We start from the raw sequence: 20,134 nt of genomic DNA on the forward strand, positions 1-20,134 counted from the left end.
CGCAACGGTCTCGCCGATGCCGCTGGTGACCTCGATGGTGTTGGTCAGCAGTTCACCCGTGACCGTGTGGCGCTCATCCTGACTCTCCTCTTCGAGGGCGGCGAGCAGGTCCGGTGCCCGTCCGACGAGATCGCCCGTCGCGGGATCGGCCAGCATGATCTCCCATTCCAGACCCACCGTAGAGCGAGCAGATGAGGCGAATTCGATCGTCACGACGACATTCTGACACGCGACGCCTGCAGATTGACGACGCGCTAGCCCAAGCATTTCGCACCAGGGCAGAGCATCTGGCAGAATAGAAGGTCGGACGACGTTCTCGACCCTCTATCCAGAGCGCGTCCACCCATCAGAGCTTCCGCCGGGTGTGCACCCCACGCTCCAGGCGATCAGTTCATTACTTTCCACACCACTCAGGAGAATCGTGGCTGTAAAGATTCGTCTCAAGCGCTTGGGCAAGATTCGTGCGCCTTACTACCGTATCGTCGTCGCTGACTCGCGCACCAAGCGCGACGGCCGTGTGATCGAGGAGATCGGTAAGTACCACCCCACCGAGCAGCCCTCGTTCATCGAGGTCGATTCGGACCGCGCTCAGTACTGGCTCTCCGTTGGCGCGCAGCCGTCGGAGCAGGTCACCGCGCTGCTCAAGCTCACGGGCGACTGGGGCAAGTTCAAGGGTGACAAGGACGCGAAGTCGACGGTTCAGGTCGCTGAGCCGAAGGCGGCCTTCGAGGCTGACACCGCGAAGAAGTCGGTCGTCAAGCCGAAGGCGGAGAAGAAGGACGCAGCCGAGCCTGCTGCGGAGACCGCTGAAGCACCCGCCGCCGACGCGGAGGCCGCTGAGGCTCCCGCCGCCGCCGCCGAATAATCGCCGTGCTCGCCGCCGCGCTCGAACACATCGTCAAGGGGATCGTCGATCACCCGGACGATGTTCAGATCCACGCTTCCACCTCGCCGAGAGGCGACCTGCTCGAGGTGCATGTGCACGCCGACGACAGGGGGCGCGTGATCGGGCGCGGCGGCCGCACAGCAAAAGCGCTGCGCACGCTCATCACCGCATTGGCTGATGGGCGGCGCGTTCGCGTTGATGTCGCGGACGACTGACGTGGCGTCGCAAGACCGAAATCAGGGCAAGAACCAACTGCGCGTCGGCCGTCTCGTCAAGGCGCACGGGCTCAAGGGCGCTCTGAAGCTCGAACTCTACACAGACAACCCCGAGCGGCGATTTGTTCCGGGCGCCGTCTTCACGCTGCAGGTGCCGGAGGCATCTCCGTGGCACGGCAAGACGATCAGCGTGCGTGAGTACAAGGTCATGAACGGCAACTCGGTTGTCTTCTTCGAAGACATCAACGATCGAGACGGTGCCGAGGGCCTGGTGCGCGCTATCCTCTGGATCGATGAGGATTCCGACGAAGCGGAAGAGAACGCCTGGTACGACCATCAACTCGTGGGCCTCGACGTCGTCCGTGATGACGCCGTCATCGGCACGGTCGTGCGCGTCGAGCACATGCCGGCGCAAGACCTGCTCATCGTCAACACCGGCGCCGGTTCAGGAGCGGGACAGGACGTCATGGTTCCCTTTGTCGAAGCGATCGTCCCGTCGGTCGACATCGCCGGCGGTCGGGTCATCGTGACACCGCCTGCTGGGCTCTTCGAAGAGCTTCCTGACGCTGAAAGCCGTGAGTGATCGCTACGATCAGCCCATGCGTATAGACGTCGTCTCGATCTTCCCGTCCTACTTCGACGGATTGAGCCTGTCGCTTCTCGGCAAGGCGCGGGAGAGCGGCATCCTCGATCTGCACGTGCATGATCTGCGTGACTGGACGAGCGATCGACACCGCACCGTCGACGACACCCCCTATGGCGGCGGGGCGGGCATGGTGATGAAACCCGAGCCCTGGGCGCTGGCATTGGACGAGTTGAGCGCGCATTCTGACGCTTCGACCATCATCTTTCCGTCGCCTGCGGGTGAGGTGTTCCGGCAGTCGCGCGCGCGCGAGCTCGCCGAACAGGAGCATCTGATCATCGGATGTGGTCGCTATGAAGGCATCGACGAGCGTGTATTCGAATACGCCGTCTCCCTCGGTGATGTGCACCTCGTGAGCCTGGGTGACTACGTCCTCAACGGTGGCGAGGTGGCGGCGATGGCTATGATCGAGGCCGTCGGCCGGCTCATTCCCGGTGTCGTCGGAAACCCTGAGAGCCTCGTCGAAGAATCGCACGAGGATGGCCTGTTGGAGTATCCGTCGTACACCAAGCCCGCCCAGTGGCGCTCCCGGGATGTGCCGGAGGTGCTGCTGAGCGGAAACCATGGTGCCATCGCGACCTGGCGGCGCGAGCAGCAGCTCGAGCGCACGAGAACGCGCCGACCCGATCTTCTGGGCGACTGACCGCCGACTGGCTCAGACCCGCGCCTCGGCGTCGTTGAGCAGCTCGTCTTCAGCGTCGGCGTCGTGATCGCGACGGCGCGTACGCGTGGCGGGCCGAGGCTTTCCTGCTGCTTCTTCGCGATGTTTCTGGATCTCGGTTCGGATGATGTAGCCGATGAAGATGAAGCCCATGATGGCGAACAGGATCCACTGGATCGCATACGACAGGTGCGGGCCGGGATCCTCCGTGGGAGATTCGAACCCGCCGAGCGCTGTCTCGGCTGTTGGGTCCTCTGACACGAGCATTCCGTAGGCGCTCGTGATGACCTCACCGTTTGTCTCGGCTGCCATGCTGGGAAGGTGGATCGTCGGCAGCTGCCCCTCGGGCGCGCTGCGACCGGAGGTGGGCAGCGCCTCGCCGGGGCGCAGACGCACGACTACATCGACGGTGCCGCCGGGCGGTGCGGGAACCGCTTCGGGTTCGGCCCCTTCTCCCGGTGGCACCCAACCGCGGTCGACGATGAGAGTGCGGCCGTCGACATCGCGGAATGGGACCAGCACCTCGAAGGCGCTCGTTCCGCCATGCGGTCGATTTCGAACCAGCATCTGATCGTCCGCGAGGTATTCACCGCGCAGCGTCACGGGCTTCCACTCGGCGTCAGCCGCGAAGGCGCCATCGGCGGCGATCGCGTCATCGAGTGGCACGGCGTCCGCGTCGTAATTCTGCTCGATGAGGGCCAGCTGCTCGGATCGGTGTTCGTTTCTGTCGAACTGCCAGTTCGCCAGAAACGCACAGGCGACGGCGAATGCTGCTGCGATCACGATATACACGCCCCAGCGCACGAGACGGTTGTTCATTCAGGCAGCCCTTCGCGCACCGTCACGGGAAAGTCCCGCGCGGCGAGGTAGTCATGCAGAAAGTCGACGTGCTCATCGCAGGCGAGCCAGATCTTCTCACGATCGGCTGTGTGGATGCGCGGGTTTCGCCACACCACCTGCTGCGTCGCGGTGCTTCGGCAACCGGCGCGGGAACACTTGTCCTCGGCGATCACGCGTCGGAGTCCTTTGGCCGCTCCTGGGTCAGGATGATCATCGGCTCGGGGGAGTCGACCGGGGCATCGTCCGAGGTCTCGGGTGCGGTGAGTTGCTGGGTAGGCGATTCTGCACCGGCGGTCGCTGTGGGGCTGACCGCATTGGCGAAGACGACCGCGATATAGGGGAGGATCGCCGCGCCGGCGGCGAAGACCCAGGTGTACCAGCCGTAGGGGGTGATCAGCACGGTCAATGCGAAGCACGCCATGCGGATGCCCATCGTGATCCAGTAGCGGCGCACGCGGGCGGTCGCCTCATCCTGCGGAGCCTGCGGCAGGGAGGTCACGGCGGGTGCATGACGGGTGTGTTTCACAGTGCTTCCAGCCTACGCCGCGCGCGGCGCAGTGGCGGCCGGATGCCGGGTGCGCGCGGGGGATGGCCGATAGGATGGCTCGGGCACTGACCGCGCAGCATCGAGAGTGAGAATCATGAGTTCAGACCGCGTCGTTTTGGTCACCGGAGGCAACCGTGGCATCGGTCGCGCCATCGCTGAGCGCTTCGTGCGTGACGGCTACCGTGTCGCGGTCACCGCGCGCAGCGGCGAGGGCCCTGAGGGTACGCTGACCGTTCGTGCGGACGTCACGGATGCCGCTTCGGTCGATGCCGCGTTCACCGAGGTCGAAGAGAAGCTCGGCACGGTCGAGGTCGTGGTCGCCAACGCCGGCATCACGAAAGACACCCTGTTGATGCGCATGAGCGAGGATGACTTCGACAGTGTCGTCGCGACGAACCTCGGGGGAGCCTTCCGTGTGGTCAAGCGCTCGTCGAAGGGCATGCTGCGCTCCCGCTTCGGGCGCGTGATTCTCATCTCCAGCGTCGTCGGCCTCTACGGCTCTGCCGGACAGGTGAACTACGCGGCGTCCAAGAGTGCTCTGGTCGGGTTCGCTCGTTCTCTGACGCGCGAGCTCGGTGGACGCGGGATCACCGCCAACGTGGTTGCGCCAGGCTTCATCGAGACCGATATGACCTCGGAGCTTGCGGAAGAGACCCAAAAACAGTACAAGGCGAACATTCCGGCCGGGCGGTTCGCGACGCCAGACGAGGTCGCGGGGGTTGTCACCTGGCTCGCCGGTGACGACGCCGGATACATCTCGGGCGCTGTGATTCCTGTCGACGGCGGTCTCGGCATGGGGCACTGACGCAGTAGTCACCTCGCCGACCCGCTGAGGCTGCGAGAGCTGCGGCTGGCGACCAGCCCCGATCAGGGCAGCAGCGGGATGACGTCGCTCAGATCGTGCGGTCCGATGACGAGACTCGCGGCCTCTCGCACAGCTGGCTTGGCATTGAAGGCGAGACCTAATCCGGCGACCGCCATCATCTGCAGGTCATTTGCGCCGTCACCGATCGCGAGGGTCGCGCGCAGCGGCACGTCGAGTTCGGTGGCCCACTCCGCCAACGAGCGGGCTTTTGCCCCGGCATCCACGATCTCGCCCTGCACCTGTCCGGTGAGGACACCGTCGGCGACGGTGAGTCGATTCGCGCGCCAGCGGTCGACGCCCAGGCCTGGGGCGACATGATCGAGAATCTCGTGGAAACCGCCGGAGACGACGCCGACGACGCCGCCGCGTTCGTGCACGGCGTCTGTCAGTGCGCGAACACCCGGGGTCGGCTCGACTCGGCCGCGAACCCGCTCGAAGGCATCAACGGAGACGCCGGCGAGAGCCTCGACTCGTGAGCGCAGGCTCGTGGCGAAGTCGACTTCTCCGCGCATGGCGGCCTCGGTAACTGCCTGAACCTCGGCACGTCGCCCCGCCTCGTCGGCGAGCAGCTCGATGACTTCGTTCTGGATCAGAGTGGAATCGGCGTCGAGAACGACGAGGAAGCGCGCTGTGGTCACCTGCACGAGCGTAGCGTGTCGCTTAGCGGTCGACGTGCACGCCCTTGCCGACCACGGTGATCCCGGACTCGGTCACGGTGAATCCTCGAGCGATATCGCGTTCCCGGTCGACGCCGACCGTCGCGCCGTCGAGCAGCACGACATTCTTATCCAGCACAGCGCGGTGAACGCGGGCGCCCTGTCCGACGCGTACGTGATCGAACAGCACGGAGTCGGTGATGGTCGAACCGCCCGCGGCGAGTGTGCCGGGGCCGACGACGCTGCGCTCGAGATGGGTGCCCGAAAGCACCGATCCCAGCGACACGATCGAGTCGATCGCGTTGCCGATGCGACCCACCGCATCGCGGACGAACTTCGCCGGGGGAGCGTTCACGCTCTGGGTGCGGATCGGCCACTCGGTGTTATACAGGTTGAACACCGGCAGAGTCGAGATGAGATCCATGTGCGCGTCGAAGAAGGAGTCGATGGTTCCGACGTCGCGCCAGTAGGCACGATCGCGCGGAGAGGATCCCGGGACGTCGTTGTCTTTCATGTCGTAGTAGCCGGCTTCGCCGCGCTCCACGAAGTACGGGATGATGTCGCCGCCCATGTCGTGGCTCGACGTCGGCAGTTCACCGTCGGCCTCAACTGCTTCGATCAGCGCGTCGGCGTCGAAGATGTAGTTCCCCATGGACGCGAGCACCTCATGCGGTGAATCGGCGAGGCCCTCGGCATCCGACGGCTTCTCGAGAAACGCCCGAATCCGCCCCGACCCGTCCGGGTCCGCATCGATCACGCCGAACTGGTTCGCCATCGCGATCGGCTGGCGGATGCCCGCGACCGTGACCTTCGCGCCCGAGGCCATATGCGCGTCGAGCATCTGCTGGAAGTCCATGCGATACACGTGGTCGGCACCGATCACGACGACGATGTCGGGCTTCTCGTCGTTCACCAGGTTCAGGCTCTGCAGAATGGCATCCGCCGATCCGGAGAACCAGCGCTTTCCGAGGCGCTGCTGCGCCGGTACCGACGTGACGTAGGAGTCGAGCAGCGCTGACATGCGCCAGGTCTGTGAGATATGGCGATCGAGGCTGTGCGATTTGTACTGGGTGAGCACCACGACCTGTCGAAGACCGGAGTTGATCAGATTCGACACCGCGAAATCGATCAGCCGATACTGCCCGCCGAACGGCACCGCGGGTTTCGCGCGATCGGCCGTCAGGGGCATGAGACGCTTGCCCTCGCCGCCGGCGAGGATGATGCCGAATATCTTCTTTGGGGCCGCCATGGCTCCACCATAGAACCCGGAAGCACCGCTGTACTAGCGTTCACTTATGCGAGTCGACATGATCACCAAGGAATACCCGCCGGAGATCTATGGCGGTGCGGGTGTGCACGTGGCAGAACTCGTTACGGCACTGCGCCGCACGATCGATGTGCAGGTGCGTGCGTTCGGCGCCGACCGCGCTGAGGCGGGCACTTTTTCCTACCCGACACCGGCCGAACTCACCGACGCGAACGCGGCCATACAGACCCTGGGTACTGACCTGGCGATGGTGACCGATATCTCCGGAGCCGACCTCGTGCACAGTCACACCTGGTATGCGAACTTCGCCGGGCATATCGCCGCGCAGCTGCACGGTATTCCACACGTGCTCAGCGCACACAGCCTGGAGCCGCTGCGTCCGTGGAAGGCCGAGCAGCTCGGCGGTGGGTACGCCGTCTCCAGCGGTGTCGAGAAGCTCGCCTATGAGAACGCCGATGCGATCATCGCCGTCTCGGCCGGTATGCGCGACGACATTCTGCGCAGCTATCCGCAGGTCGATCCGGCGCGCGTGAGAGTGATCCACAACGGCATCGATGTCGAGCGCTGGCGCCCGGCACACGATCCCGACTTCCTCGAGAGCATCGGGATGGACGCCTCGCGCCCCTCCGTCGTGTTCGTCGGGCGCATCACCCGTCAGAAGGGCCTGCCGTATCTGCTGCGCGCTGCGGCTGAGCTGCCGCCCGAGGTGCAGCTCGTGCTGTGTGCCGGTGCCCCCGACACGGCAGAGATCATGGCAGAGGTTCAGTCGGGCGTGCGTCACCTGCAGCAGACCCGCGACGGCGTCATCTGGATCGAGCGGATGCTTCCTCGCGACGAGCTCGCCGCGATCCTCACCGCGGCGACCACATTCGTATGTCCTTCGGTGTACGAGCCGCTCGGCATCGTGAACCTGGAAGCCATGGCCTGCGGTGCCGCTGTGGTCGGCACGGCCACCGGCGGGATTCCAGAGGTCGTCGACGACGGTGTCACCGGCCGACTGGTGCCGATCGAGCAGGTGCAAGACGGCACGGGTACACCCGTAGACCCCGATCGCTATGTCGCCGACCTCGCCCGCACGCTCACCGAGGTGGTCTCTGACCCCGAACGGGCGTCCGCGTACGGTGTGGCGGGGCGCGAGCGCGCAGCGCGCGAGTTCAGCTGGGCGGCGATTGCGGAAACCACGCGCGCGCTCTACGCAGAGCTGACCGCTTGAGCCGATAGGCTGGATGCATGCCGAGCGCTCTTGATTTCGCTGATGTCGTCGTGCGCCGTGACGGGCGCAATATTGTCGATCATGTGACCTGGCAGGTCGCACACGACCAACGTTGGGTGGTGCTCGGGCCCAATGGCGCGGGTAAGACGACGCTGCTGCAGCTGGCTGACACTCTCATGCACCCGACCGCGGGCGTCGTCACGATCCTCGACGAGACGCTCGGTCGCACAGATGTCTTCGATCTGCGTCCGCGCATCGGGTTCGCCTCCTCGGCGATGGCGAAACGCATTCCGCGTGAGGAGACGGTGCTCAACGTCGTGCTCACGGCCGCGTACTCAGTCACCGGGCGCTGGAACGAGCAGTACGAGAACATCGACGAGCGTCGCGCGCTGCGTGTGCTGGGGGAGTGGAAGCTCGATGACCTCGCCGATCGCACGTTCGGCACGCTCAGCGACGGTGAGCAGAAGCGCGTGCAGATCGCCCGTGCCGTCATGACCGATCCTGAGCTGCTGCTGCTCGACGAGCCGACCGCATCGCTTGATCTCGGTGCCCGTGAAGAGCTGCTGGCGCTTCTGAGCGGCTACGCCTCTTCGCCGACGACGCCGGCCATGGTGATGGTCACGCACCATGTCGAAGAGATCCCAGTCGGCTTCACACACGTGCTTCTTCTTCGAGACGGTGCGATCACAGCCGCGGGCCCCATCGCTGAGACGCTGACGGCTGAAACGCTGAGCGAGGCGTTCGGGATGCCGATCACGCTCACGGTCGAGGATGGTCGTTATGCGGCGCGTGCCGCGTCGTGAGCGCAAGATCTGATAGAGTTGACCCTTGGTGCATCTGCGCCCGCTGACTTCTTTTTCGTACATACCCCGCAAGCCAAGGATTCCGCATGAAGACTGACATTCACCCCGACTACAAGGCGGTCGTGTTCCGCGACCTCGGCTCGGGCGAGACGTTCCTCACGCGCTCGACTGTCACGAGCGACAAGACGATGGAGCTCGACGGCGTCGAGTACCCGGTTATCGACGTCGAGATCTCCTCGGCATCGCACCCGTTCTACACGGGCAAGCAGCGCATCATGGACTCGGCCGGTCGCGTCGAGAAGTTCAACCAGCGCTTCAAGGGTTTCGGCGGCAGCAAGTAAGCAGCTTCCGCACGACGAAAGGCCCCGCAACATGCGGGGCCTTTCGTCGTTTCGGCGTCGCTTCGTCAGCGCTCAGCGCGCGGTGGCGTCACGCACAGGCCACGCGCCGTCGAGCGACTCTTCCGCGTCGAGTCGGCCGATGCGAATGAAGTACTCAGTCAGGCTCTCAGCCTGTGCACGTGCCCAGCTGATCTGCTGCGTGTGCAGCTCATCGGCTGTCGCCGCGAGCGGATAGTTTCGTGCGATGGCCAGCGCGACGCGCCCGGCAGCGATGGCGTCGGCTGCGGCTTCATGCGCACCGTCGAGGGGAACCTGGTAGTGCGAGGCGACGACTTCGAGCGTGCGCTTGCCCTTGCGGTAGCGGTCGACGGCTTTGTCGATGACGAGCGGATCAATGATCGGCCCGGGAGATTCGAGCGGCCGGATGCCGTGACGCAGACACTCGTGCGTCAGGAGTGAGAAGTCGTACGACGCGTTGTAGGCGACGACCGGCATGCCCTGTGCCAACAACGCGCGAAGGGAATCGGTCACCTCGGCGACCACCTCGCGGGCGGCTCGACCGTTGCTGCGTGCGTGCTCGGTTGTGATGCCGTGGACGGCGGCCGCGGCATCCGGAATGGAAATGCCCGGGTCGGCGACCCAGGAACGAGCCGCGATCTGTCGCCCCTTCGCATCGAGAACGCCCACGTGGGCTGTGACGATGCGGTCGGACGTGACGTCGACACCGGTCGTCTCGAGATCGAAGACGCCGATGCGGCTCAGCCAGTCGGGCAGTTCCAGGTCAATGGTCATGGCCCAACGGTAGGACGAGCCACGGACATCGACGGCGAGACTCGCCCGTAGACTGGGCGCATGCCTGTTCCTTCGCCCTATGCCGAGCGGCTGAGCCGGCTTCCCGTCGGGCGACGTGAGATCGAGATTCGCGGGAGTACGACGGCGTACTGGGTGTATGGCCCGCCGGAGGCATCGACGACGATCATCGCCGTTCACGGCTTCCGCGGCGAGCACCATGGGCTGGAGCCCGTGCTCGCCTTTCTTCCCGAAGTGCGCGTCATCGCGCCGGATCTGCCTGGTTTCGGCGAGAGCGAGCCGTTGCCGGAGCGGACGCACGATCTCGACGAATACGCGGGATGGCTGCGCGATTTCGCCGCCGCGACCGCGCCAGGGGCCGTGATCCTCGGCCACTCGTTCGGGTCGATCGTCGCATCCGCTGCCGTCGCTGGCGGGCTGAGTACGCCGCGACTGATTCTCATCAATCCGATCGGGGCCCCGGCCCTCGAGGGCCCGAAGGGTGTGATGACGCGCCTGGCCGTGCTGTACTACTCACTCGGTGCGCGACTGCCCGAGAAACTCGGCACGGCGCTGCTGCGCAACAGGCTGATCGTGCGCGTGATGAGCATCACCATGGCGAAGACGAAAGATCCGGCACTGCGCCGGTTCATCCACGACCAGCACGACACGTACTTCTCTGACTTCGCCGATCGTGATGTGCTGCGCGATGCGTTCATCGCCAGCGTCTCACACGACGTGCGCGAGTTCGCCGCGACGATCGAGGTGCCCACGCTGCTCATCGCCGCGCAGCAAGACGACATCACCCCGATCGAGGCTGAGCGTGAGCTTGCGACGATGTTCGCCGAGGCTGAACTGACCGAGATCGCTGAGGTCGGGCACCTGATCCACTACGAGACTCCGGCGGAGGCTGCCGGAGCGATTCGCCGCTTCCTCACGGTTCCCGTCGAGCGAGGCCGATAAGACCGGCGACGCGGAACGGGATGATCTCGCCCATCGCCAGTGATGTCTCTGTGCGCTCCACGCCCTCGATCGCGAGGATGCGAGCATCCGTGTCGAAGAGGTGACGTGCGTCGCGGCAGGCGACGCGGGCCAGGATGTCGATGGAACCGCTAAGCCCGTGCGCTTGCACGACCTCGGGGATGCGGGAGAGCTCATTGACGATGCGCGGAAGATCGACCTGCCGCAGGCCAATGCTCACAAAGGCCTGTAGCGGAAAACCCAGCACCTCGGGTGAGAACGAGCGCTCGTACGACAGGAAGACCCCGGTCTGCTCGAGTCGGGCCATGCGGGCCTGAATCGTATTGCGCGACAGGCCGAGTCGTTCGGCGAGGGCGACGATCGTGATGCGCGGATCTTCGGCGAGGATGGCGAGCAGTTCGAGATCGACGCGATCAAGAGGTGACATAGTGCCAAACATTAGCAGGTGGTGCCACCCAGGGTTGGGCAACATGCTCAATGAGTTTTGAAATGCTTGAGCGTGCTGATCAACAGACGTAGCCTCAAGGTATCCGATGACGATATCGGATGGAGCCGCGCAATTCCCCACAAGGGACGCCGACGACAGGAGGACGATGATGTCACCGCAAACCAGCCCGATCGTGGATACCCCGCAGGATCTTGAGCTCGTCGAGCGACTGATCGCGCCGGATGGCACACGACAGAAGCATCCTGACCTTGACCCGTTCGTCGCCGACGTCGACGCCGCCCAGCTGCGCTCCCTGCACCACGATATGGTCGTCCTCCGCCGCCTCGACGCCGAGGGCGTCGCTCTGCAACGCCAGGGACAGCTGGGGTTGTGGGCGCCGTGCAACGGCCAGGAAGCGGCGCAGATCGGCACGGCTCGTGCGATTGATCCGATCGACTTCATCTTCCCGAGCTACCGCGAGACAGGCGTGATCTACACGCGCGGCGCTGAACCGGGCGATTTCGTCCGCGTGTGGCGGGGTGAGGAAGGTGCTCCCTTCGACCCGCAGGCTCTGCGCGTGGCACCGCTGCAGATCATTATCGGCGCCCAGACGCTTCATGCCGTCGGGTACGCCATGGGCATCAAGCACGAGAAGGCCCCGGAAGTCGCTGTCACCTATTTCGGCGATGGTGCCACGAGCCAGGGCGATGTCAACGAGGCGATGGTGTTCGCCGCGTCGTACCGGGCGCCGGTCGTGTTCGTGTGCCAGAACAACCACTGGGCCATCTCCGAGCCCGTCGCCGTGCAGTCGCAGTATCCGATCTCCGGGCGCGCACCCGGTTTCGGCATCCCCAGTGTGCGCGTCGACGGCAATGACGTGCTCGCGTGCATGGCTGCGATGCGCTGGGCGCTCGATCATGCGCGTGCCGGCAAGGGGCCCGTCTTCATCGAGGCTGTGACCTACCGGATGGGACCACACACGACATCCGATGACCCGACCCGCTATCGCGACCCGGCCGAGCTGGAAGCCTGGCGCACGCGCGACCCGATCGCGCGGCTCGAAGCCCACCTTCGCGCCGCGGGCGAGATCGATGACGAGCAGATCGCTGCCGCGCACACGGATGCTGACGCGTTCGCCCGCTCGATGCGTGCGGCCTGCCTGGGCATGCAGACCCGTGAGCCGCTGGCCGTCTTCGACGCCGTCTACGCCGAACCGCATATCGGTATCGAGCGTCAGCGCGACGAGTACGCGGCCTATCTCGACACCTTCGAGGAGGCGTGACGATGACGCAGATCACACTGGGAAAGGCACTGAACGCCGGGCTCCACCAGGCGATGCGCGACGATGAGAAGGTCGTGCTGCTCGGTGAGGACATCGGCAAGCTCGGCGGTGTCTTCCGCATCACGGACGGGTTGCTCGATGAGTTCGGCGCCACGCGCGTCATCGACACGCCCCTGGCGGAGTCGGGCATCGTCGGCGCCGCCGTCGGCCTCGCCTATCGCGGATATCGGCCGGTGGTCGAGATTCAGTTCGACGGCTTCGTCTATCCCGCCTTCGACCAGATCGTCTCGCAGGTCGCGAAGTTGCATTACCGCACGCAGGGACGTGTGAAGATGCCGATCACGATCCGCATTCCCTGGGCGGGCGGTATCGGCGCCGCCGAGCATCACTCGGAATCTCCCGAGGCGTATTTCGTGCACACCGCTGGCCTGCGCGTCATCGCGGTGTCGAACCCGCAGGATGCGTATCGCTGCCTGCAGCAGGCGATCGCCTCGGATGACCCGGTCATCTTCTTCGAGCCCAAGCGCCTGTACCACCACAAGGGCGAGGTCGACCTTGACGCGTCACTGGCGGATGCTCCGCCCTTCGGTGTCGCACAGGTGGTGAGACCCGGGACGGACGCCACAGTGATCACCTATGGGGCGATGCTGTCGACGGTGATGGATGCCGCCGCTGCTGCGGAAGACGACGGTGTGTCGCTGGAGGTGATCGACCTGCGGTCGATCTCACCGGTCGACTATGACACTGTCGCAGCTTCCGTGCGCCGCACGGGGCGGGTTGTCGTCGCGCACGAGGCCTCGCGCGAGGCAGGGGTTGCGGCGGAGGTGATCGCGAGCATCGCCGAACGGTGCTTCGAGTACCTCGAGTCGCCGCCATTGCGCGTGACGGGTCATGATGTGCCGTACCCGCCGGCGAAGCTCGAGAAGTTCCACCTGCCCGACCTCGATCGGATCCTCGACGCTGTCGACCGCGTTCTGGATCGTCCGAACAGCCTGACGGGAGCGGGATCATGATCGAAGAGTTCCGACTGCCTGATCTCGGTGAGGGCCTCACCGAGGCCGATGTCGTGCAGTGGCTGGTCGCCCCGGGCGATACGGTCACGTTGAATCAGACGCTCGCCGAGGTCGAGACGGCCAAGGCCGTCGTCGAGTTGCCCTCGCCTTTCGACGGCACGGTTTCGTCGCTTCATGCCGAAGCGGGCTCGACCGTCGCCGTGGGAGCGCCGCTGATCGCGTTCGAGGTCGCCGGTGGTGAGGCGCCGGATGATCCGCCCGCCGCCGAATCAGAAGACAAGGCGCCCCCGAACCTCGTCGGTTATGGGGCGGCTCCGTCGTCGACGGGGCGGCCAGCGCGTCGCGCACGTCGCTCGGCCAGCTCTCCCTCGACGGCTGACACGGCGGTTCTCGAGGCTGCTCCGCACGACGCGGTGTCCGAGACACCGCCGCCGACGGACCGGCGTGAGCGCCCACGCTCGACCCCGCCGGTTCGCGCGTATGCGAAACGGCTGGGGGTCGACATCGTCCTCGTCGCGGCGGAGGTGGGCGATCGGGTCATCACCCGTGCCGATGTCGCAGCCTATGCGGAGCGCACGGGCGGGTCTGACGAGACGTCGACGGTCGAGAAGCCGTCCGCGCCGCGCCCTGAGATCGGACAGATGGGGGAGCGGGAGCGCGAGACGCGCATCCCGATTCGTGGCGTGCGCAAGCATACGGCGGCTGCCATGGTGCACAGCGCCTTCACTGCGCCGCACGTCACGACCTTCCACACGGTCGATGTCACCGCGACGATGGATCTGATCGCGAACCTGCGCGCGGATCGCTCGCTGGCGGAGCACCGTATCGGTCCGCTGGTGCTGGTCGCCAAGGCGGCCTGCCTCGCGCTGAGTCGCACGCCGGGGCTGAACTCGCGCTGGGATGAAGAAGCGGGCGAGATCGTGCAGCCGCACTATGTCGACCTCGGCATCGCTGCGGCGACCGAGCGCGGGCTCATCGTTCCGAACATTCGTGACGCCGATCAGCTGGCCCTGCCGCAACTGGCCGATGCGATCAGCGCGCTGACCGAGACCGCACGCGCGGGCAAGACATCACCAGCCGAGCTCGCCGGCGGTACGTTCAGCATCACCAATATCGGCGTGTTCGGAATCGATGCCGGCACGCCGATTCTGCCGCCGGGGCAGTCGGGCATTCTCGCGGTCGGCGCCGTGCGGCGACAGCCGTGGGAGTATCGCGGTGAGATCGCGCTTCGTCAGATGATGACGTTGAGCCTCTCGTTCGACCACCGCATCGTCGACGGTGCTGAGGGCGCTCGGTTCGTGAAGGACGTCGCTGACATCCTTGAGGAGCCGGGCCGTGCGATGCTGATGCGCTGAGTCGTGCCGACTCAGGGGCTCGCTGTCAGGGCTGCATACGCCATGGCAGCGAGAATCTCGGCGGCGGCTTTGGTCGAGCGCGCCTGCGTGCGCGTGCTGTGCGGCGTCGAGTTGATCAGCCCGAAGCAGGCCTGCACGCGTAGGCGCAGCTCGTCCGCCGATGCGTCGCGCAGCGGTGTCAGCGCAGCGATCCACAGCTCGATGTAGGCGCGCTGGAGGCGACGCACCTCGGTGAGGTCGGCGTCGCTGAGATGCGCGCGGTCGCGGTCCTGCACGCGAATGACGTCGGCGTTTCCGAGCGCGAACTCGACGTGGAAGCGGATGAGTGACAGCATCCGCTCCTCATCGTTCATCGCTGTCTCGGCGACGCTGGTGCCACCACTGACGAGCTGTTCGCTCACGCGCACGAGGACGGCGCCCAACAGTGCCTGCTTGCCGTTGAAGTGCCGATACACGGCGGGGCCGGAGACGCCGACGGCCGCGCCGATGTCTTCCAGGCTCACCCCGGAGTAGCCGCGCCCGGCGAACAGGCGAGCGGCCTCCTGCACGAGAGCCTGTGCACGCTCGGCTTTGGCGCGATCACGCGCGGTCAGAGGGGTTGTCATTTCAGTTAACGCTCGCTAACCTAAAATAGTCGGGTTAGTGCACACTAACCGAAAAGTCGTGAGCTACGCCACTGCGTGAGTCGAGGAGGACGTCACCATGCCGGTCACCCAGGAGACGCTGGCTGCCCAACTACGCAGCCGATTGGCGACAGCGGCGCTGGGAGGATCCGAGTCGTCTCGGCAGCGGCACGTCGCGCGCGGCAAGCTCCTGCCGCGCGAGCGCATCACCCGCCTTCTCGATCAGGGCAGTCCCTTTCTCGAGGTCGCTCCGTTGGCGGCCGACGGTCTGTACGGGGGAGAGGCTCCGGGCGCGGGTGTCATCGCCGGCATCGGTCTCGTTCACGGGCGACACGTGATGGTGGTGTGCAACGACGCCACAGTCAAGGGCGGCAGCTATCTCCCGATGACGGTGAAGAAGCACCTTCGCGCTCAGGAGATCGCACTCGAGAACCGGCTGCCCTGTGTATACCTGGTCGATTCCGGTGGCGCATTCCTGCCGAAGCAGGACGAGGTCTTCCCTGACCGCGAGCATTTCGGCCGCATCTTCTTCAACCAGGCGCGCATGAGTGCAGAGCGCATTCCCCAGCTCGCCGCCGTGCTCGGCTCGTGCACGGCCGGCGGGGCATACGTTCCTGCGATGAGCGATGAGACTGTGATCGTGCGCGGACAGGGCACGATCTTTCTCGGTGGCCCGCCGCTGGTGAAGGCGGCCATCGGCGAGGTCGTCACCGCGGAAGAGCTCGGCGGGGGCGAGCTGCACGCCCAGCGATCTGGTGTGGTCGACCACCTGGCGGAGGATGACGAGCATGCCCTCGAGATCATGCGGGACATCGTCGCAACGCTTCCCGCACCGGCGGAGCCTGCGTGGGACGTCGCGGAATCCCGGTCGCCGGCCGAGCAGTCCACGCTCTACGACGTCGTTCCGGTGGATGTCAATGCCGCGTATGACGTGCACGAGGTGATCTCACGCCTGGTCGATGGTGACAGCTTCCACGAGTTCAAATGCGAATACGGTACGACGCTTGTGACCGGTTTCGCTCGGCTGCACGGGCACCCGATCGGGATCGTCGCGAACAACGGGGTGCTGTTCAGCGAGTCCGCCCTCAAGGGCGCGCACTTCATCGAACTCTGCGATCAGCGGGGGATCCCGCTGCTGTTCCTGCAGAACATCACCGGCTTCATGGTCGGCTCCGACGCCGAGGCCGGTGGCATCGCGAAAGACGGCGCCAAGATGGTGACGGCTGTCGCATCGACGCGCGTGCCGAAGCTCACGGTCATCATCGGCGGATCCTTCGGCGCCGGCAACTACTCCATGTGCGGCCGGGCGTATTCACCGCGGTTCCTGTGGACCTGGCCGGCGAGCCGCATCTCGGTCATGGGCGGAAATCAAGCGGCATCCGTTCTCGCGACGGTGAAAGAAGATCAGCTCGAAGCACGTGGCGAGTCGTGGGAGGCCACCGAGCGCGCCGCGTTCGAAGGGCCCATCCGCGAGCAGTACGAGACTCAGGGCGAGCCGTACTACGCGACGTCCCGGCTCTGGGACGACGGCATCGTCGACCCTGACAGCACGCGTGACCTGCTCGGTCTCGCCCTCGACGTCGTTGCACGCAGTCCACTGCCGGAGTCTCGCTTCGGCCTGTTCAGGATGTGAGTCGCCCATGAGATTCGAATCGGTTCTGGTCGCCAATCGCGGTGAGATCGCACGCCGGATCATTCGCACCTTGCGTGAGCGGGGGGTTCGCAGCATCGCGGTCTACAGTGAAGCGGATGCCTCGGCTCCACACGTGCGTGAGGCCGATGAAGCGGTGCTGATCGGCCCGGCGCCCGCGGCGCAGTCGTATCTGAACGTCGAAGCCGTGATCGCTGCTGCGCGGCGCAGCGGTGCCGAGGCGATCCATCCCGGCTATGGGTTCCTCTCTGAGAGCGTCGCACTGGCCGCGGCCTGTGCGGACGCGGGGATCGTGTTCGTGGGGCCATCACTCGAAGCTCTCGAGATCATGGGCGATAAGGCCACGGCGCGCGAGCACGTCGCCGCGCGCGGTGTTCCGGTCGTTCCCGGTTTCGATGCGGCCGGACTCAGCGACGACGAGATCGCTGCGCGCGCGGTCGAGGTCGACTACCCCCTGCTCGTCAAGCCCAGCGCGGGCGGTGGCGGCAAGGGCATGGAGATCGTGACACAGGCAAGCGGTTTGAGCACGGCGTTGGCTTCGGCTCGTCGCGTGGCCGCTGCCGCCTTCGGTGACGACTCGCTCGTGCTGGAGCGCCTGATCAGCCGTCCACGCCACATCGAGGTGCAGGTTTTCGGCGATGACAGCGGCATGGTCATCGCGCTGGGCGAGCGCGAGTGCACGCTGCAACGGCGCCACCAGAAGGTCGTCGAGGAAGCTCCGTCCGCCGGTCTTGCCCGGGGCGTGCGCAAACAGCTGCTCGCCGCGGCCGTGCGGGCGGCGGAGAGCGTCGCGTACGTCGGCGCCGGAACGGTGGAGTTCCTCGTCGACGCCGATGCGCCGGAGGACTTCTTCTTCATCGAGATGAACACCAGGCTCCAGGTGGAGCATCCGGTCACAGAAGAAGTCACCGGGCTCGACCTGGTGGCGCTTCAGCTTGAGGTCGCTGCCGGCGGTGCTGTTCCTGCCGAGCCTGTGCCCCGGGGGCACGCCGTTGAAGCGCGCATCTATGCGGAGTCCCCAGAGCGCGGCTTCCTGCCGTCGACGGGTACGATCCTGACGTTCACGGCTCCCGCCGGCGTTCGAGTGGATGCTGCCATCGAGACGGGGAGCGATGTTACCGGCTACTACGACCCCATGATCGCGAAGGTGATCGCGCATGGGCCGGACCGGGCGACGGCGCTGGCGCGGCTCGACGAAGCCCTCGCGCAGACGGTGGTGCTCGGCGTCGACACCAACATCGCGTTTCTTCGACAGCTGTGCACGAACGAGCGCGTCGTCGCCGGTGATCTGGACACGGGACTGATCGAGACGCTGCTGCCTGTCGTCGCCGCAGCGCCGTCAGAAGCGATGCTCGGCGCGGCGACGAGTGAATATCAACGCTCGACAGGCGCGCACGCCAGTGCGGTGGAACCGGATGCTGCGCGACGGTCAGGGCCGGTATGGCAGGCCATGCGCGACCCGGCAGCGCGCGAGGTCGCTTTCCTCTCTGACACCGACGAGATGCTCGTCACACCGGATGCCCCGACGCAGGTGTCTGCGTCGCAGGAGCTTTCCGCGGACACGGACGCCGATGGTGCCATTTGGGTCGCTGAGCGTGGCCGCACCGTGCGGCTTCGCCCGCTCTCGCGCAGGCAGCGGTTGCAGCGGCGTCTTGCCGCGCAGCATCCGGTCGCCACGGAAACCACGCCGGAGGCGCGAGCGCCCATGCCGGGTAGCGTCGTGGCGGTGCATGTCGACGACGGGGCGACGGTGCAGGCCGGGCAGCCGCTCGTGTCTGTCGAGGCGATGAAGATGGAGCATCCCGTGCTCGCGCCGCACGACGGCGTGGTGCGCATTCTGGTCGCCGTCGGCGATCAGGCACGCCGCGACCAGGTCGTCGCGATCGTGCATGCAGAAGGCAACAACAACGATGGAGGAACACCATGAGCGCGGACCTCACCGCAGAAGAACGGGAACTCAGCGCGATGGTGCGCGATTTCGCAGAAACCGTGGTCGCGCCGCAGGCCTATGAGGCTGACAGGACGCACACGCTGTCGATGGATGTCGTGCGGCAGATGGGGGAGCTGGGGCTGTTCGGACTCCCGTTCCCGGAGGACGTCGGCGGACAGGGCGGCGATTACATGGCGCTGGGCATCGCGATCGAGGCACTCGCCCGGGTGGACCAGTCGATCGCGATCACGCTCGAAGCCGGCGTCAGCCTGGGCGCCATGCCGGTGTTCCGGTTCGGCAACGACGAGCAGAAAGCCGAGTACCTACCCGATCTGCTGGCCGGACGTGCACTCGCTGGATTCGGTCTCACCGAGCCCGAGGCAGGCAGCGACGCCGGCGCCACGCGCACGACCGCCGTACGCGATGGTGACGACTGGGTGATCAACGGCTCGAAACAGTTCATCACCAACTCGGGCACTCCGATCACACGCTTCGTCACCGTCACCGCCGTCACCGGTGAAGCCGATGGCCGCAAGCAGATCTCGACCATCATCGTTCCAGGCGGCACGCCGGGATTCACCGTCGAGCCCGCCTACGACAAGGTCGGCTGGCGCGCCTCCGACACGCATCCGCTCACCTTCGACAATGTGCGTGTTCCCGCGGCGAACCTGCTCGGCGACGAAGGGCGCGGCTTCCAGAATTTCCTCAACATCCTCGACGAGGGCCGTGTTGCGATCGCGGCACTGGCGACGGGAGCTGCGGAAGGATGCTTGGAGGCCGCTGTCGACTACGCGAAGAGCCGCACGATCTTCGGCAGCGCCCTCAGCACCCGTCAGAACGCCCAGTTCACGCTCGCGCGGATGCGGGCACGGGTGCACACCGCACGCCTCGCCTGGCATCATGCCGCGCGCCTGCGTGATGCTGGTGCGTCCTTCGGGGAAGAAGCGGCGATCGCCAAGCTCGTGGCCGGGGACGCGGCCATGGACAACGCTCGCGATGCCACACAGATCTTCGGCGGCAACGGATTCATGAACGAGTTCCCCGTCGCACGCCATTACCGTGACTCGAAGATCCTCGAGATCGGTGAGGGAACGACCGAGGTTCAGCTGCTGGTCATCGCACGCGCGTTGGGACTTGACCGGTAAC

Annotated in this window: 23 protein-coding genes and 1 pseudogene; 15 read left to right on the forward strand and 9 right to left on the reverse strand. The window is 65.9% G+C overall.

The features are described from left to right. Window positions 1-213: pseudogene (locus Q1J95_RS04045) on the reverse strand (carboxylate--amine ligase); the annotation flags it as partial. 208 nt (window positions 214-421) lie between these two features. Between Q1J95_RS04045 and rpsP the strand changes: the two are divergent. The 4 genes from rpsP to trmD are packed head-to-tail and all read left to right on the forward strand — an operon-like array spanning window position 422 to window position 2,387. Beyond that, on the forward strand, window positions 422-865 hold the full coding sequence (rpsP, locus tag Q1J95_RS04050) for a 30S ribosomal protein S16 (RefSeq protein WP_300265990.1): 444 nt from the start codon (window positions 422-424) through the stop codon (window positions 863-865). A gap of 5 nt (window positions 866-870) precedes the next feature. Further along, window positions 871-1,101 (forward strand): RNA-binding protein, encoded by a 231-nt coding sequence (locus Q1J95_RS04055; protein WP_300265992.1) that lies wholly within the window; start codon window positions 871-873, stop codon window positions 1,099-1,101. Further along, window positions 1,085-1,684 (forward strand): ribosome maturation factor RimM, encoded by a 600-nt coding sequence (gene rimM / locus Q1J95_RS04060; protein WP_300265993.1) that lies wholly within the window; start codon window positions 1,085-1,087, stop codon window positions 1,682-1,684. Before Q1J95_RS04055 ends, rimM begins: the two co-directional genes overlap by 17 nt. 16 nt (window positions 1,685-1,700) lie before the next feature. Continuing rightward, window positions 1,701-2,387, forward strand: coding sequence for a tRNA (guanosine(37)-N1)-methyltransferase TrmD (gene trmD, locus Q1J95_RS04065; protein WP_300265994.1), 687 nt, complete (start codon window positions 1,701-1,703; stop codon window positions 2,385-2,387). 12 nt (window positions 2,388-2,399) lie between these two features. Here trmD and Q1J95_RS04070 read toward each other — a convergent pair whose 3' ends face one another. From Q1J95_RS04070 to Q1J95_RS04080, 3 genes are read right to left on the reverse strand one after another with little or no spacing between them, the layout of a single operon-like run. After that, on the reverse strand, window positions 2,400-3,224 hold the full coding sequence (locus tag Q1J95_RS04070) for an SURF1 family protein (RefSeq protein WP_300265995.1): 825 nt from the start codon (window positions 3,222-3,224) through the stop codon (window positions 2,400-2,402). Beyond that, the gene (locus Q1J95_RS04075; protein ID WP_300266029.1) at window positions 3,221-3,415 is read right to left on the reverse strand and encodes a hypothetical protein; all 195 of its coding nucleotides are present in this window, start codon (window positions 3,413-3,415) and stop codon (window positions 3,221-3,223) included. Before Q1J95_RS04075 ends, Q1J95_RS04070 begins: the two co-directional genes overlap by 4 nt. Further along, window positions 3,415-3,771: a DUF3099 domain-containing protein gene (locus Q1J95_RS04080; protein ID WP_300265996.1), complete on the reverse strand. Its 357-nt coding sequence runs from the start codon at window positions 3,769-3,771 to the stop codon at window positions 3,415-3,417. The genes Q1J95_RS04075 and Q1J95_RS04080 overlap by 1 nt, the downstream gene beginning before the upstream one ends. 115 nt (window positions 3,772-3,886) lie before the next feature. Between Q1J95_RS04080 and Q1J95_RS04085 the strand changes: the two genes are divergently transcribed. Beyond that, on the forward strand, window positions 3,887-4,597 hold the full coding sequence (locus Q1J95_RS04085; RefSeq protein WP_300265997.1) for a beta-ketoacyl-ACP reductase: 711 nt from the start codon (window positions 3,887-3,889) through the stop codon (window positions 4,595-4,597). 62 nt (window positions 4,598-4,659) lie between these two features. Here the strand turns inward: Q1J95_RS04085 and serB are convergent, their stop codons facing one another. After that, entirely contained in the window at window positions 4,660-5,295 is a 636-nt protein-coding gene (serB, locus tag Q1J95_RS04090) for a phosphoserine phosphatase SerB (RefSeq protein WP_300265999.1), read from the reverse strand. 22 nt (window positions 5,296-5,317) lie between these two features. Beyond that, entirely contained in the window at window positions 5,318-6,562 is a 1,245-nt protein-coding gene (gene glgC, locus Q1J95_RS04095) for a glucose-1-phosphate adenylyltransferase (protein WP_300266000.1), read from the reverse strand. 46 nt (window positions 6,563-6,608) lie between these two features. On the opposite strand from glgC, the gene glgA reads away from it, so the two are divergent. The 3 genes from glgA to Q1J95_RS04110 all read left to right on the forward strand — a co-directional run bounded on the left by glgA (window position 6,609) and on the right by Q1J95_RS04110 (window position 8,937). Then, window positions 6,609-7,793 (forward strand): glycogen synthase, encoded by a 1,185-nt coding sequence (gene glgA / locus Q1J95_RS04100; RefSeq protein ID WP_300266001.1) that lies wholly within the window; start codon window positions 6,609-6,611, stop codon window positions 7,791-7,793. A 17-nt stretch (window positions 7,794-7,810) separates the two neighbouring features. After that, complete coding sequence (locus Q1J95_RS04105; protein ID WP_300266002.1) at window positions 7,811-8,596, forward strand: ABC transporter ATP-binding protein; 786 nt, start codon at window positions 7,811-7,813, stop codon at window positions 8,594-8,596. Between the two features lie 86 nt (window positions 8,597-8,682). Then, window positions 8,683-8,937 carry a type B 50S ribosomal protein L31 gene (locus Q1J95_RS04110; protein ID WP_300266003.1) on the forward strand — a complete coding sequence of 85 codons (255 nt, stop codon included), beginning with the start codon at window positions 8,683-8,685 and terminating at the stop codon, window positions 8,935-8,937. Window positions 8,938-9,009: 72 nt separating this feature from the next. Here Q1J95_RS04110 and Q1J95_RS04115 read toward each other — a convergent pair whose 3' ends face one another. After that, window positions 9,010-9,729, reverse strand: a complete 720-nt coding sequence (locus Q1J95_RS04115; RefSeq protein ID WP_300266005.1) for an exonuclease domain-containing protein — start codon at window positions 9,727-9,729, stop codon at window positions 9,010-9,012. A 60-nt stretch (window positions 9,730-9,789) separates the two neighbouring features. On the opposite strand from Q1J95_RS04115, the gene Q1J95_RS04120 reads away from it, so the two are divergent. Then, window positions 9,790-10,689 carry an alpha/beta hydrolase gene (locus tag Q1J95_RS04120; RefSeq protein ID WP_300266007.1) on the forward strand — a complete coding sequence of 300 codons (900 nt, stop codon included), beginning with the start codon at window positions 9,790-9,792 and terminating at the stop codon, window positions 10,687-10,689. On the opposite strand, the gene Q1J95_RS04125 is transcribed toward Q1J95_RS04120, so the two are convergent. Next, window positions 10,661-11,134, reverse strand: a complete 474-nt coding sequence (locus Q1J95_RS04125; RefSeq protein ID WP_300266009.1) for an Lrp/AsnC family transcriptional regulator — start codon at window positions 11,132-11,134, stop codon at window positions 10,661-10,663. The genes Q1J95_RS04120 and Q1J95_RS04125 overlap by 29 nt on opposite strands. A gap of 169 nt (window positions 11,135-11,303) precedes the next feature. On the opposite strand from Q1J95_RS04125, the gene pdhA reads away from it, so the two are divergent. The 3 genes from pdhA to Q1J95_RS04140 are packed head-to-tail and all read left to right on the forward strand — an operon-like array spanning window position 11,304 to window position 14,784. Continuing rightward, window positions 11,304-12,416, forward strand: a complete 1,113-nt coding sequence (pdhA, locus tag Q1J95_RS04130; RefSeq protein WP_300266010.1) for a pyruvate dehydrogenase (acetyl-transferring) E1 component subunit alpha — start codon at window positions 11,304-11,306, stop codon at window positions 12,414-12,416. A gap of 2 nt (window positions 12,417-12,418) precedes the next feature. Beyond that, entirely contained in the window at window positions 12,419-13,429 is a 1,011-nt protein-coding gene (locus Q1J95_RS04135) for an alpha-ketoacid dehydrogenase subunit beta (RefSeq protein ID WP_300266011.1), read from the forward strand. After that, complete coding sequence (locus Q1J95_RS04140) at window positions 13,426-14,784, forward strand: dihydrolipoamide acetyltransferase family protein (protein ID WP_300266012.1); 1,359 nt, start codon at window positions 13,426-13,428, stop codon at window positions 14,782-14,784. Before Q1J95_RS04135 ends, Q1J95_RS04140 begins: the two co-directional genes overlap by 4 nt. A gap of 11 nt (window positions 14,785-14,795) precedes the next feature. Here the strand turns inward: Q1J95_RS04140 and Q1J95_RS04145 are convergent, their stop codons facing one another. Continuing rightward, window positions 14,796-15,389 carry a TetR/AcrR family transcriptional regulator gene (locus tag Q1J95_RS04145; protein ID WP_300266013.1) on the reverse strand — a complete coding sequence of 198 codons (594 nt, stop codon included), beginning with the start codon at window positions 15,387-15,389 and terminating at the stop codon, window positions 14,796-14,798. A 97-nt stretch (window positions 15,390-15,486) separates the two neighbouring features. Between Q1J95_RS04145 and Q1J95_RS04150 the strand changes: the two genes are divergently transcribed. From Q1J95_RS04150 to Q1J95_RS04160, 3 genes are read left to right on the forward strand one after another with little or no spacing between them, the layout of a single operon-like run. Beyond that, window positions 15,487-17,040, forward strand: a complete 1,554-nt coding sequence (locus Q1J95_RS04150) for a carboxyl transferase domain-containing protein (protein ID WP_300266015.1) — start codon at window positions 15,487-15,489, stop codon at window positions 17,038-17,040. 7 nt (window positions 17,041-17,047) lie between these two features. Next, window positions 17,048-18,985, forward strand: coding sequence for a biotin carboxylase N-terminal domain-containing protein (locus Q1J95_RS04155; RefSeq protein WP_300266016.1), 1,938 nt, complete (start codon window positions 17,048-17,050; stop codon window positions 18,983-18,985). Beyond that, a complete protein-coding gene (locus tag Q1J95_RS04160; RefSeq protein WP_300266017.1) occupies window positions 18,982-20,133 on the forward strand; it encodes an acyl-CoA dehydrogenase family protein in 1,152 nt (383 codons plus the stop codon). The genes Q1J95_RS04155 and Q1J95_RS04160 overlap by 4 nt, the downstream gene beginning before the upstream one ends. Window position 20,134: the final 1 nt, after the last annotated feature.

It is taken from the genome of Microbacterium sp. (assembly GCF_029263575.1).
Classification (GTDB): Bacteria; Actinomycetota; Actinomycetes; order Actinomycetales; family Microbacteriaceae; genus Microbacterium.